Genomic DNA, 13,721 nt, shown 5'->3' with positions numbered 1-13,721 from the left:
CCTATTGTAATTCTTTGTAAAACCAGATAGCAAAGAAAGCGATGCGCAACCATCAGCTCCTACAACGAACTATAACAAAAAGTCGGACGTAACGGAGGTGGGCTTTAAAGAGTATACCGTAAAAAAATATAAAAATAGCAGGGATTCTCCCTGCTAAAAATGTGGTAAATTATCAAGGTTGTTTTCTTTTATTCCATCAGGTTCGCTCCTAAGGATATCACGGCCGTATTTGTGGAATACATCCACATGTGCCAACCTCCCCGCTTTAGCCTCAGTGAGTGCAGAAATATAGTCGAGCTCCCTTCCACTTTCTGTTTTAAAAGCAATCAGGTCGCCATCATCATTTTTCCTGACGGCAACGATTTGTTCTTTGCCTAGCTGTTCTGAGTGGGCTTCCAGTTCCGCTTGTCCCTGGCTTTGCTCCTTGTAATCATTATAAATCTGGTTGAAATCTTTATTTTCCATAAAAACACCTCCGAACATATGTTTAGTGTTCGCTAAAGAAAGGCTTTTATACAAAAAAAGAGTGACGATAAGTCACTCCTCTAAAAGGGTTTCCATGCTAATGTCCTGGCTTTATTGAACCGCTGCTCGACTTCTTTCCAATTGACTACCTTCCACCAGTTTTCAACATATTTTGCCCGTTCGTTTTTATACTGCAGATAATAAGCATGCTCCCAAACATCCAACACAAGGAGCGGGACAACATCCCATTGTGATAAATTCTGATGCTTCTCTGCCTGGAGGATTTCCAGACGGTGGGATCTTGGTGACCAAACAAGGATTGCCCAGCCAACAGCCTCGACGTTTTTCGCTGCTTCAGAAAAATGCTTTTTGAATTGATCAAAACTGCCGAATGAATCGTTAATCGCTTTTCCAAGCTGTCCTTTTGGAGAGCCGCCGCCATTTGGACTCATGATGGTCCAGAAGATTGTATGCAGATAATGGCCGGCACCGTTGAAAGCAGCTTCTCTCTCCCAATGTTTAATCAACCCGAAATCTCCAGTTTGTCGCGCCATTTGCATCTCTTTTTCAGCCTTGTTCAAACCATTTACATAGCTCTGGTGATGTTTTGAATGGTGCAGCCTCATGATTTCTTCAGCTATTACAGGTTCAAGTGCATTATACGCATATGGCAAAGGTGGCAGCTTATGACCTCCGATCGGGACTGGCTGCAGTCTTTGGCCTTGCTGGCGCTTACCTTCCAAGTCAGGACCATCCAACAAAATGTCCAATTCGTCATGTAAATTTCTCGCCTGATTATAAAGTGCTTCGTCATCCACTGAGTGTTGTGCTTCTTGTTTCAAGATTAGGAGCCTTTCCTTCAATTTTTGTAATCTGGCTTCATCATGAGTTTCCCTAAGCTGCCCTCTAATGGAATCGCATTTCGCTTCCAACTCATTGCACCATTGCAGCAATGAATACCTGAACCAATACCCGTTCATTTTAATCCCTCCCCAAAACTGCATCCATAATCAAAATATGAATAGACTTGTTAGGTGATTACAGTATTTTGGATTAAGGCTTACTTTGCTGTGGGAAAAAAGTTTATAATATGAATTATGTGAAGATTTATTTAAGAGAGGAGTTTTATAATGGCATACCCAAACACAGATGAAACAGTAAGCTTATTGAAGGAATTGGTCAGCATCCCGAGTCCTTCAGGAAACACAGACGAAGTAATTACATATGTAGAAAATTATTTTAAAGAACTGAAGGTGGAAACGAAAAGGAACCGCAAAGGCGGATTGATTGCGACACTTCCAGGCAAGGACCAGCAAAACCACAGAATGCTGACTGCCCATGTCGATACCTTAGGAGCAATTGTAAAAGAAATCAAGCCTAGCGGAAGGCTTAAGCTTGATTTAATTGGCGGATTTAAATACAACTCAATTGAAGGTGAGTATTGCGAAATTGAAACATCAAGAGGCAAAAAGTTCACTGGTACAATACTCATGCACCAAACCTCCGTCCATGTATATAAGGATGCAGGGAAAGCAGAACGCAACCAGGACAACATGGAAGTGCGTCTTGACGAAAAAGTGCATAGCGCAGATGATGTGAGGGCGCTAGGAATTGAAGTTGGAGATTTTGTTTCATTCGATCCACGTGTTCAAATAACACCTTCAGGATACATTAAATCACGTCACCTTGATGATAAGGCAAGCGTGGCCATCCTGTTACAGTTGATCAAACAAATTAAGGCTGAAAACATCGAATTGCCATACACAACACACTTTTTGATTTCCAATAATGAAGAAATTGGCTATGGCGGGAACTCGAATATCACACCCGAAACGGTTGAGTATCTGGCGGTCGATATGGGCGCAATGGGTGATGGTCAATCTACGGATGAGTATACAGTTTCCATATGCGTTAAGGATGCAAGCGGACCTTATCATTACGAACTTAGAAAAAGACTGACACAGCTTGCGATTGACAATCGAATCGGCTATAAGCTCGATATCTATCCATTCTACGGTTCTGACGCATCAGCAGCCATCCGATCAGGACACGATATCATTCATGGTCTTATCGGACCAGGGATCGATTCTTCCCACGCATTTGAGAGAACCCATAAGGATTCTATCGAAAATACAGCCAAGCTACTTTTCCACTATGTTCAATCTGAAATGATATTATAAATCAACAAAGGTGACCATCTTCTTTTATTGAAAATGGTCACCTTTTTGCTAGCAGTCGCTATGAGCTTGATTGCTTCTGATAGCTTTGACGCATTCATTTGCCTCCAGAAGGTTTTAATTATTATATAAGAAAACGCCCTGAAAATTTTTAGGGCGTAACCAATTCAAAGCTTTATTTTAACTGCTCTTGTTGCTACAAAGCATTTAATATACTCATCAAGTGGCCTTCTGCCGCCAAAATCGTCTTCATACAATCCAGCAATGACCAGTCCTGCATCAATTTGTCCCTGGATCTGATCCTCTAATGTATGACCGAATTCAATCGTTTGATCAGAGTTCATATACTCTTCCTTTTCTTCATCTGTCAGATTATCAAGAGACGACGCAGGAATCTTATTTTTCACCACTAGATTCCCTTTCATGTCCTCCTCATCATCAAAAATAAATAAAAGAGGATTTGTAAAGCCGGATATTAGCGTCCCTTTGTCTTTTAATAATCTTGATGCTTCCTTCCAGACTTGTGAAATGTCTTCGACGAATAAATTGGCCACTGGATGGATGATCAAGTCAAATTGCTCATCACCGAAGGCTGAAAGGTCTGTCATGCTGCATTGTAAGGTACTTAAAGTGAGTCCATCTCTTTTCGCAACAAACTCATCCTGTTCCAACTGTTTTTTTGATATATCAACAACTGTAACATCAGCTCCTGCTGCAGCGAGAACGGGACCCTGCTGCCCTCCACCAGAAGCAAGACAAAGAACTTTCAATCCTGCCATTGATTGTGGAAACCAGCTTCTAGGGACCGGTTTTCCAGTTGTCACGGTAATTTCCCATTCCCCTGCTTTGCTTTTTTCAATGATCTCTTTAGATACTGCCTTGGTATATACTGATTCAATTTCAACCTTCTTGTCCCATGCAAGACTATTTTGTTTAACTGCGTCCATTTCATCCACCCTTAATATCTTAATCTATTATTTTTTATTAGCAGCATACATTAAAATGTGTTCATAAAGTTCGTGCCAATCATGATAATATTCGCGTACCTGATTTTGATTGACAAAGATTCTTTCAGTGGATTCATATCTTGCTTCGAAATCAAGGACCTCTGTTATGTCCATACGGTAAAACACCTGGAATCCGACTTGAGGGTAAGGACTTTTATCATTCCATTGCGAGTTTTCACTATGATCGACAATAATCGAACCTAAAAGCGTGCAATTACCAGAAACACAAGCCTCTTCCATAGTCTCTCTCTTAAAGCAATCCTCAACTGATTCACCTGCTTCAATATGGCCACCAGTCATATCCCATCCGCGATGATTCAAGTTTACCAGCAACACCTTATCCTCAAGAAAGCAGAATCCATGCACACTGCTGATCAACTCCCTTGGTGGAAGTTGATCTTCCTCCTGCCAGGATAATTTAACTCTCGCATTATTCCAGTCAACATATGTAGTAACCATTCCTAAGCCCCCTTGCTGCTATACAACTATCCCTTCTTTCCAATTGTAACCAAAAAATGAAGTTGATGACAAGAAGTAAAAAAGCACTGACAATTATGCCAATGCTTTTCTGAGTATTACTAATCGAGAACGGTTAGCCCTTTTGCCTGATTCTTTCAACTACAGTACCGATTTCATCCGGTTTTGCAAATTCTACTGGAGAAAAGCCTTTCTCGAAGGTAATGGTATCTGCTTCAATCATAATGACATACTTTCCATTGACCTTTGCCAGATGGATGCTGTCACCATAATCAGCCAGCAAGCCTTTTACCGAAATGTGGTCGAGCTTCATTTTTAGTTCCAGTTCAGGAGTATGCTCGATAAGCTGTGCAGCTGCTTCAATGACCTGTTCGGGCTCGAAGCGTTCCTGGAGCTCGCGCTTGTCACTGGCTGCCCAGATTTCCATGGCGTTCTCAAGCTGCTCCCGTTCTTCACTTTCCGGCTCAAAGGTTTCTTCCATATGCCCGCGGACCATCTCTATCACCTGAGTCTTAACGATTTCCGGCATCGATTGGCCATACTCTACAAATTTAAGGAAGTCTTCAAAATAACGTGCATGAGAGGACTGGTTGATTTTCAGTTCATTATCCTGGATCATTCCCTCTTCTGGCATATATGGATACTGAATTGATTTCATGTTTTTAGTCGTTATCGCCATTTCCACCTGCCGGATCAATGTCGATTCATCGGAAATAGATGCAACCTTTGGTTCGAAATCGCATTTCAGGATGAACACGAATGCATCATCAAAATACTTGCGAAGCTTGGCTCTTGCTACAATGAAAGCCCCACCTCTTACTGCGCTTGTATCTACGTAAGCAATGGCGAATTTTTCACTTTCTTGCTGGAAATCTTCCTTTGACTCCGCAAAACGAACACGATGGAAAAGGTTGTAGTTAGGGTTGGATGTTAAATCATGGCCCTCCTCAACGATGAAGTAGCCGAGTTTGGTGGGAACTTCATCTGTTTTTGGGTGGCGATCTACTTTGCGCTTGACGATTTTTGCGAACTCGCCATCAAGAAAATCCTTTAGATGACTAGATTCATATTCTTGCTCATTCAATGTCTGGAAATGCTTATATCTTTTATCAGCCTGCTCGCCTTTTCCTTCTACCTGTACAACATAAAATGATAAATATTGAACTTCAAATTCCATGATAAAACTCCCTGCTGACGAATGTCTTTGTTCTTCCTTGTATAGCAGCAGACCTCTAAACCGGTACTTCTGGTTGAGCAGGCTGCTGGATAATCGCGAAAATACAGCACCTATTTCAAGATGCTGTATTTCTCAAACTAATTCATTAAATGAAATTCTGTTTTGCTTCCTGTTTGGGTGGATATGACCTCGAGCCTTGCGTCGATCCGTTCTTTTAGCTCTGGTACATGGGAGATGATACCGACAAGCCGGCCGCTGCTCTGGATATCGATCAATGCTTCTATGGCCTGGTCCAGGGATTCTGGATCAAGGGTACCGAAGCCTTCATCGATGAACATTGTCTCTAATGAAACTCCACCTGCGTAATTCTGGACAACATCGGCCAATCCCAGGGCAAGGGATAACGCCGCCTTGAAGCTTTCTCCGCCAGACAAGGTCTTCACATGGCGCTCCTGTCCGGTATATGCATCCAATACCAAAAGCTCCAATCCACTCTGAACATTGCCTTTTGAACGATCAGTTTTTCGCAATAATCGGTATCGTCCGCTCGTCATCTTGTTGAGTCTTACATTAGCCTCAGCAAGAATATCATCAAGGAAAGCTGCCAGGACAAAACGCTCGAACGTAATCCTGTATGTGTTCTGGCCTTTTGAAATCTCGAATAGATGGCCGACTAGCTTGTATTTCTCCTCGAGAACCTTCATCTGCTCATTCAAAGAGTTTACTTGCTCCAGGATGGATTGGTTATCGCGTTTCTTCAGATGTAAATCCTGGTATGCTTCATCTGTTTCTTTGATTATTTTATTTAATTGTGCGAATTCTGATTGAAGTGTTTCCATATCAGGCTTCTTGACATCTTTTAGCATATCAGACAGCTCTGCGAAACGGTCCGTAACAGATCTGACTTCTTCCCGATAATTCAAAATGTCTGCATCAAGCTGTTGAATAGCCTGTTCTGGTATTTTCGCCTGGTGATATGCCTGATAGTTTTCAAATCCCTGAGATGTCATATTGTTTTTGAATGTTTCCCGCTCGGCTGTCAATTGCGAATCTATTTCCTTCAGTCTCTTTTCGGCATCTTCACTCCGTGCTTTTTCGGTTCCCAGAAGTTCTTTCGCTTCCTGATAATTTTTGCGAGCTTGCTCCAGTTCCTCATCAAGCTTCTTTTGTAAGAGTCGTGCTGATTTCATTTTCGATTCGAATACTTGCAGTGAGCGCAGTTGTTCAGGTATTTTCTCTGTTATTCTCTCTAAGGTTGTTTTCTTTTCTGTATACTGGATCATCAGGCTTTGATAGCTTTCGTGGATGGATTTCAGCTGGTTATTCAGCCTTTCTCTGTCGTCTTCAAACCTTTTAATTTCAGATTTGATTTTTTCCAGGGCTGTTATCTTTACCGAATACTGTTTCTGCTCATTTTGGAGCCTTGCAATATCACTTTCAGTCAGGAGTACGGCATCAGCTAACTGTTCGACATCTAAGTCAGGGCGGAATTTGATGATTTCAGCCATCATTTCTTCTCCTGTTTCAATCAATGACCTTAATGTCGTATCTGTTTCGATATAAGACTTTTCAGCAGCGCTCTTCTCTTTTTCAACAACAGTGATCTGCTCTCGAGCAGCTTTTAGATCTTCTTCGGTCGGGATAAAACCTTCAGTGGCTTTCGCGGGTTCAGGATGATCCTCCGATCCGCATACAGGGCAAGCGCTACCTTCATGCAGAGAAGCAGCCAAAACAGCAGCCTGTGAATGCAGCCATTTTTGCTCAAGAGCTTCAACTGCGGCTTTGGCATCATTCAGTCTGGAAACAGCCTGGTTAAACTCACCTTTTCGGCTTTCGAAGCTCGACCGAACCTGTTTGACTTTCTGACTGTGGTTGCCAAGCCTTTTCAGCTTGTCCAATTCCAGAAGCAGTTTTTCCAATTTCCGGTCATTCTCCAGATAAGCAATCTGCGCCTTTTCGGCATCTTCCTTTTCTGTAAGCAAGACTTTAAGTCGCTCTTCAGTTGATTTAAGCTGGGCTTCATTGTTCTCCCGGTTCTGTGCCGATGATTCCAATGCTTGTTTTAGCTCTTCAAACTGTGAAGCTATGGTGGCAAATGCGTGGACATCTTCCTTCATATTTTCAAGTCTGTTTACCTGTTCAGCAGCTGCTTTTCGCTCAGAATCCCGGTCAATTTGTTTCTGGTGTTCTTTTTCGGCTGCTGTGAGTCGCACTGTTAACTGTTCAATTCGCTTCGTGATCACACTTACCTGGTTTGTCATACTGTCCAGGTCGGCCTTAAGTCGGTGGCAAAGCTGTTCCTGAGCAGCCAGAAGAGCTGCTTTTTTTGCAAGCACTGTTTGTTTTTCTTTTTCTGCAAAAAGATCCTTTTGGGCTTCAAGCTTTTCCTTTGTCATCTTCAGGGTTTCTAGTGATTGGATTTGTTTTAAGGTTGCTTCAGCTTCGAACAAACGCTGCTGCATTTTATCACGGTCCAGCTGAAGCTTTTCACGATCTTTGTTCAACTTTTCAAGTTTTGTTTCCATTGCGCCAATTTCTTCTTTTAATAAAGGAAGGATCAAGACATCATTTATACTCCCGGCTTCTACATATTCCTTCAATTCCTCATTTTCGACAGCCTTGATGCTGCGAAGGGCTGAATTCCTTTTCTCCACCTGGTCCTCAACCGATTTTTTCAGGAGAGTTGCTTCTTCTCTAAGTTTTTCCTCAACTCTTTTATAGATTTCCGTATGGAAAAGTCTTTGCAGTATGACTTCCTTTTCTTTACTGTCCGACGTTAGAAGCTTACGAAATTCCCCCTGTGGAATCATCAGAATCTGCCGGAATTGATTGCTGTCGATGATCATGATCTCCTTGATCTTTTCATCCACTTCGCGAACATTCGAAGCAAGCAATTGCAGTTCTCCGTTTTCGTCGATCAAATAAAATTCTGCTTTTGCACCGACACTTGTTGTTCCTTCGCCAGACCTCTTTTTCCTTTCCTGCTGCGGAGACCTGGTAATCCTGTATGTCTTTTGGCGCAAAGAAAATTCAAGCGTAACTTCAGTTAATAACTCATCATCAGCAAATTGGCTTCGTAAATCGGGGCCATTACGGTCCTCACCGCTTGCCTTACCGTAAATCGCATAACTGATTCCGTCAAATATGGTTGTCTTTCCAGATCCTGTTTTACCAGAAATGACAAACATCGTCCTGTTCTCAAGCTGTTTGAAATCAATCGTTTCCGTATCGGCATATGGCCCGAAAGCCTGCATCGTCAGTTTCAGAGGTTTCATTTTTGCCCCTCCTCCTTCAATACTTTGCCAATCACATCTGTCATGACACCGCGTTTATCTTCAGTAAATTCGCTTGTCGTCATTTCTTTGTAAAACTGTTCGAAAAGCTCCAGCTCCGACTTTTTTTCTTCCTTGATCGAGTTGAAGTGCTGCTTATGCTTTTGATCAATGGATTCAATTTTACGATCAAGATGAAGGACATTCGGGAAGACCTGGCGCAGTTTGCCCATTGGGTCGATTATGGCACCATCGTCAAGCAAGGTTATTTTTAAATAATCATTAATATTTTCTTTTTCATAAAAGGAAGGATCCAGAAGCTGTTCCAGATGGCCTTCCAATTCACGCATATCTTGCTTCGGTTTAAGGGTCCTGTAACGCATATCAAAACTGCCGTTTTCGTTCATTTCTACGATTGAAATCGATTTGCGCTGTTTAGCCTCTGAAAAAGAATATTTTAATAGAGAGCCTGAGTATTTTATTTTGTCATGTTTGATAGCGTCGGGGCTGTGAAGATGACCCAGGGCAGTAAAAGCAAATGGGTCAAACAGGTCCTGGGTGACACAGCCAGAACCACCGACAGATAATGAACGCTCTGAATCGCATGAGTCACCACCAAGTACGAAAGCATGTCCAACAAAAACATTTGCTTCGTCAGGATTCAGGTTCTCTTCAATTTTGCCAATCACTGCCTTCATCGCGTCCTGATGGGAGTGGATTGAAGAATCGTCAAGCATATGGCGGACGACACCAGGTTCAGCATATGGAATCAGGTAAAAATTGACCCCGCTAATATGTACAGGCCTAAAGTCGTTCGTCATTTTTCCGGTGAGGTAAAAATGATTATGGCGGTACCATGAGCTGCCAAATGATAGACGTTCTGCACTGTCGTGGTTGCCTGCTATAGCTACTACAGGCGTGTTCAGTTCCACGTTGATTTTGAATAGCACTTCATCAAGTAGCTCTACTGCATCAGTTGGCGGTACGGACCTGTCGTATAAATCCCCTGCAATCACAACAGCGTCAGGTTGTTCTTCCGCGACAAGCTCAATAAATTGATTCAATACCTCTCTCTGGTCTTCGGTCATGTACATTCCGTGGACAAGCTTTCCGAGATGCCAGTCACCAGTATGAATAAATTTCATGCAAATCCCCCCTGTTTTAAGTAGTAATCTATTTAAATAATTATAAAAAGCCTATTTGACAATGCTACTATTATATCAAACTCAAAAATTTAGTGGGCACTCAAAAAAAGGAAAGACAACGGGAACGTTCGTTCTAATTCTATCAAAAATCAACTTTATAATCTACCTGAATTTTCCTTTGTTTAGTCAAACGTGTAATTAATAGTGATATAATTAAAATTTGACTTTTCAGTCGTTGTTTTTCACAATAGAAGTACGACTAATCAATGAAGCAGGTATTTAAATGGAAAATAAAACAGAGGCATTATACAATTTCCTTGTCGACAATTCGACCAATTTTACCGAAGATTGGCTGAAACGGCAGCGCGTTATTCATGGATCAGATTACTCTGCCGAAGCACCGCCAGAAGTTATGAACAGGGTGAAGAAACAGAATTCAAATTATGTCCGTCTTGTGGCAAAATCACTTTATCAATCGGAGGAAGAGATGAAGGAAACGATTTCTGCCTGGACGAGCCAGACTGCAGCAGACCGGATTAAATCAAAAACTGACCTGACGGAAGTAGCATGGAATTCTGGTGTCTTCCGGCGCGTTTATTGGGAATACATTCAAAGCTTCGTAAAGCAAACGGACTTGGAGGTTACCCTCGACGACGTTTTTAAGTGGGAAAAGAAGATCAATTACACGCTTGATTATGTCTTTGAGACCTTTATTGTTGTTTTCATGAATATCCTTATGAATCGATTGGCCTCGCAAGCAACTCTAATTAAAGAATTGAGCGCACCAGTCATTACCCTGACAAAGGAAGTCGGCCTATTGCCATTGATTGGTGAAATCGATACAACGAGAGCAAAAGGCTTGATGGAATCAACTCTTACACAAAGTATCGATGCCAGGATCAATACTTTGATAGTGGATCTTTCAGGAGTGGTGATGGTTGATACGATGGTGGCCCATCAAATCTTCAAACTGATGGATGCCCTAAAGCTGCTTGGCGTTCAAACTACCATTACAGGAATCCGTCCAGAGGTTGCACAAACAGCGGTCCAGCTGGGAATTGATTTTTCAAATATTATGACAGAAGGTAATTTGCAGAATGTAATCAAAAAATATATCCAAAGATAAAAACCTGCTAGAAACTGCTAGCAGGTTTTTCCATTATTAAGATGAGCATCCTCCGCCACAGCTTGAACAACTGCTGCTGGAACAGCTGTGGCCGCCGCCATCATTATGTGAATCATGTATGTCGCCTGAGCCGCAAAAAACGGCACTGCAGCCAGATGTTCCATGCGCCTGGTGTGAATAAGCGTATGCTTGGGCATAATCCCAGTATTCATCAAAGTAATAGTAGGAATAAAACACCATTACCAGGCTCAATCCTGATAGGTCACCAAAAAGTCCTGGCCTTTCAAAAGACCCTTTTCTATCAACAGTGTACATTTCTTGCGCTTTTCTTAGTTGTGACCTCAGCTGTTTGATTAAATAATTCACCAGCTCCTGATTATCCTCAGTAACTTTGAAAAATTGGTGTTTCAGCTCATCGTCACTAAATGAACCGATTTTTTGAAGTAGCTGCTGATCAAGTGGGTAATGGAAAAAATCTCCCCATGTCTGCCATGTGTATTCTGTTATTTCAAATAGCTGAGCGAACACCCAATCAAAGAACGCCCTTTGCTGTGGTGCTGGTTCCGGTTCCAGGTTCGGAGTATGATGAAGCATTTTGCCAAGATATTTATCAGAAAAAGCTTCATATTGCTTCGTGAACATCAGCATCTCATGCCAAATCTCATCGACTTTGCTGCTGAACATTGGGGTGCTTTTCATAAACGAATTAAGGAAAAAATATCGTTTTAATTCAAATAGACGCCATTCAAATTCATCATCGGAAATCTCGGGATGTTCGCTTAAAAAACGAAGTTTCACTTGATTTATAAACTCATAAGAAAGAGATTTCTCTAATTTATTCAAGATAGCAGAAGCCGGCACATCATCCAGTAAGCCAAGGTGGTCCGGGATGTTCTCCTTCAATAAAACTTTCTTTTTGCTTCCATTGCCGGAAAAATACGCAATGGCAAAGAGTATCCCTGCTCCAGCCGCGATTGTTAAGAAGACACCCATTTTTATACACCTCACCTTTTGGAATAGTTGTTAACGATATTACGTTTTCCATACAGGAAAGGTTTCAAAATAATTGGGATTTTTGGTACATAAAAAGCCCAGCCAGATGGCTGAGCTATAAGATTAAATTATTAAGAATTATAGTTTGGTAACGTTAGCAGCTTGTGGTCCACGAGCGCCTTCCACAACCTCGAAAGTTACTTCCTGGCCCTCTTCTAATGTTTTGAAACCTTCTGTTTGGATAGCAGAGTAATGTACGAAAACGTCATTGCCGTCTTCAGCTTCAATGAATCCAAAACCCTTTTCTGCATTGAACCATTTTACTTTACCGTTTTTCATGTGAAAAATCCTCCTAGATCGGCCGAACAAGCCATGATTAAAATTTAGCAAATCACAACGACTAGTTCCTCATACATGACCTATTCAAACGTCTACAAACATTAGAATAAGCAAATTGCATAGTGCCTAATACGTGTGCAATCAGCTAATTTCAATATAGCAACGATGGATTTTATTGTCAACAAAAGACAAAGCTGACAATCTGTTAAAAGTTGTTTTTTCTAGCAGGAGCATCTACTGAGAAATGTTGAAAAAAACAATACCACACAATAGCTTGGAAAGATTTTGTTACTTCTCTTCTATTAAATTGCTGAAACGGATATGGAAGGTTGTCCCTATGCCAACCTGGCTTTTAACCTCTACCTTACCTCTCATTGCACGGATAATGCTGAAAGTTACCATCATGCCTAGGCCAGTTCCTTGTTGCCCTTTTGTCGTGTAATATGGTTCTCCCAGGCGGGTAATCTGTTCTTCGGTCATCCCGACACCTGTATCTCTCACGAGGATATGGATAACAGTTCCGGTGAGGAAGGTTTGTACGATTAGTTCCCCGCCGTTTGGCATAGCCTCCAAACCGTTCTTGATCAGGTTGATGAATGCTTGCTTGAATTTGGACCGGTCCCCTGATATGACTAATTCCGGACTATACTTTTTGATTATTTTCACACCATTAAGGTTAGCTAATGGATTTAGTACATTAAGAACCTGATTCAATTCCTTATCAACTTCAATTTGCTCTTCCTTTTCAAAGGCAGGTCTTGCAAAAGTAAGATAATCATTAATGACCTCTTCAGCACGATTCAATTCCTGTACCGCTATATCGATGAACTCCTTTTTCTTTTCATCAGGATAATCTTTCTCTCCAAGAAGTTGCAGGAATCCTTTCACAGTTGTAAGTGGATTACGAATCTCATGAGAAATTGCCGCACTTAAATGGCTGACGGCTTCAATTTTATCGGCCTTCGCTAGTCTTTGTCGCATAATAAACGTTTGACGAATTGTCTCAATTGAATAGCTGACCAGACCTGAAGTTAGTGCGGGAATCAAAATGAAGCTGATCCATGCTTCTGGATGTTTGATTGGTTCGCTAACTACCGTGACCATTTGCATTAGCAAAAAAGAGGTGAATACGGTCAATAAAACAGAGATACCGACCCTGCTGTTTAGAGTAAGCCTGTTGAACCAGGGATGAATCCATTTTAGAAGGATGGCAAGGGCTGCAAAGACCCCCACCGAGACCCAGAACCCATCGTTTATGCCTAAAAAACCTCTCATAAGGATAGTGACGCCTGCAAGCAGAAAACTATATCCAGTATAGAGACTTCCAAGAATCATCGGCACCTGTCGAAGGTCAAAGCGAATTCCATCCTGGACTTGTACTGAAAAAATATAACATGTAAAAATCGATATAATGAAATAGAATAATTGATATCTTTCTCGGCTCTCATCCTTCACTTGCCTCTCGATAATTAACTGTGTGAAAAACAAAAGGACAAGAAGAAGTGAGAGATTCATTAATAAATGCTTTGTAATTTCCACTGCA

General features: G+C 41.5%; 12 protein-coding genes. 2 read left to right on the top strand and 10 right to left on the bottom strand.

What is annotated here, in order from left to right; translation table 11 throughout:
• Positions 1 to 153: 153 nt before the first annotated feature.
• A complete protein-coding gene (locus CD004_RS11020; protein WP_102262805.1) occupies positions 154 to 465 on the bottom strand; it encodes a DUF3892 domain-containing protein in 312 nt (103 codons plus the stop codon).
• 80 nt (positions 466 to 545) lie between these two features.
• Positions 546 to 1,445: a superoxide dismutase gene (locus tag CD004_RS11015; RefSeq protein ID WP_102262804.1), complete on the bottom strand. Its 900-nt coding sequence runs from the start codon at positions 1,443 to 1,445 to the stop codon at positions 546 to 548.
• A 150-nt stretch (positions 1,446 to 1,595) separates the two neighbouring features.
• Here CD004_RS11015 and CD004_RS11010 point away from each other — a divergent pair, with 150 nt between their 5' ends.
• Complete coding sequence (locus CD004_RS11010) at positions 1,596 to 2,645, top strand: M42 family metallopeptidase (protein ID WP_102262803.1); 1,050 nt, start codon at positions 1,596 to 1,598, stop codon at positions 2,643 to 2,645.
• 164 nt (positions 2,646 to 2,809) lie between these two features.
• On the opposite strand, the gene CD004_RS11005 is transcribed toward CD004_RS11010, so the two are convergent.
• From CD004_RS11005 to CD004_RS10985, 5 genes are all read right to left on the bottom strand, one after another.
• Positions 2,810 to 3,589: a class I SAM-dependent methyltransferase gene (locus CD004_RS11005; RefSeq protein ID WP_102262802.1), complete on the bottom strand. Its 780-nt coding sequence runs from the start codon at positions 3,587 to 3,589 to the stop codon at positions 2,810 to 2,812.
• A gap of 27 nt (positions 3,590 to 3,616) precedes the next feature.
• The gene (locus CD004_RS11000) at positions 3,617 to 4,108 is read right to left on the bottom strand and encodes an NUDIX domain-containing protein (protein WP_102262801.1); all 492 of its coding nucleotides are present in this window, start codon (positions 4,106 to 4,108) and stop codon (positions 3,617 to 3,619) included.
• 133 nt (positions 4,109 to 4,241) lie between these two features.
• Positions 4,242 to 5,303 (bottom strand): DUF3900 domain-containing protein, encoded by a 1,062-nt coding sequence (locus CD004_RS10995; protein ID WP_102262800.1) that lies wholly within the window; start codon positions 5,301 to 5,303, stop codon positions 4,242 to 4,244.
• A gap of 137 nt (positions 5,304 to 5,440) precedes the next feature.
• Complete coding sequence (locus CD004_RS10990; protein WP_102262799.1) at positions 5,441 to 8,578, bottom strand: SbcC/MukB-like Walker B domain-containing protein; 3,138 nt, start codon at positions 8,576 to 8,578, stop codon at positions 5,441 to 5,443.
• Complete coding sequence (locus CD004_RS10985) at positions 8,575 to 9,720, bottom strand: exonuclease SbcCD subunit D (protein ID WP_102262798.1); 1,146 nt, start codon at positions 9,718 to 9,720, stop codon at positions 8,575 to 8,577. The genes CD004_RS10990 and CD004_RS10985 overlap by 4 nt, the downstream gene beginning before the upstream one ends.
• Before the next feature lie 283 nt (positions 9,721 to 10,003).
• Here CD004_RS10985 and CD004_RS10980 point away from each other — a divergent pair, with 283 nt between their 5' ends.
• Complete coding sequence (locus CD004_RS10980; RefSeq protein ID WP_102262797.1) at positions 10,004 to 10,846, top strand: STAS domain-containing protein; 843 nt, start codon at positions 10,004 to 10,006, stop codon at positions 10,844 to 10,846.
• 36 nt (positions 10,847 to 10,882) lie between these two features.
• On the opposite strand, the gene CD004_RS10975 is transcribed toward CD004_RS10980, so the two are convergent.
• The 3 genes from CD004_RS10975 to CD004_RS10965 all read right to left on the bottom strand — a co-directional run bounded on the left by CD004_RS10975 (position 10,883) and on the right by CD004_RS10965 (position 13,717).
• Positions 10,883 to 11,839, bottom strand: coding sequence for a glycine-rich domain-containing protein (locus CD004_RS10975; protein WP_102262796.1), 957 nt, complete (start codon positions 11,837 to 11,839; stop codon positions 10,883 to 10,885).
• A 138-nt stretch (positions 11,840 to 11,977) separates the two neighbouring features.
• Positions 11,978 to 12,178, bottom strand: a complete 201-nt coding sequence (locus CD004_RS10970; RefSeq protein WP_102262795.1) for a cold-shock protein — start codon at positions 12,176 to 12,178, stop codon at positions 11,978 to 11,980.
• Positions 12,179 to 12,466: 288 nt separating this feature from the next.
• Positions 12,467 to 13,717 carry an ATP-binding protein gene (locus CD004_RS10965; protein WP_102262794.1) on the bottom strand — a complete coding sequence of 417 codons (1,251 nt, stop codon included), beginning with the start codon at positions 13,715 to 13,717 and terminating at the stop codon, positions 12,467 to 12,469.
• Positions 13,718 to 13,721 lie beyond the last annotated feature (4 nt).

It is taken from the genome of Mesobacillus jeotgali (assembly GCF_002874535.1).
Lineage (GTDB): Bacteria > Bacillota > Bacilli > Bacillales > Cytobacillaceae > Mesobacillus > Mesobacillus jeotgali.
The sequence above is the reverse complement of the archived record's forward strand: the minus strand, read 5'-3'. Positions and strand labels throughout refer to the sequence as shown.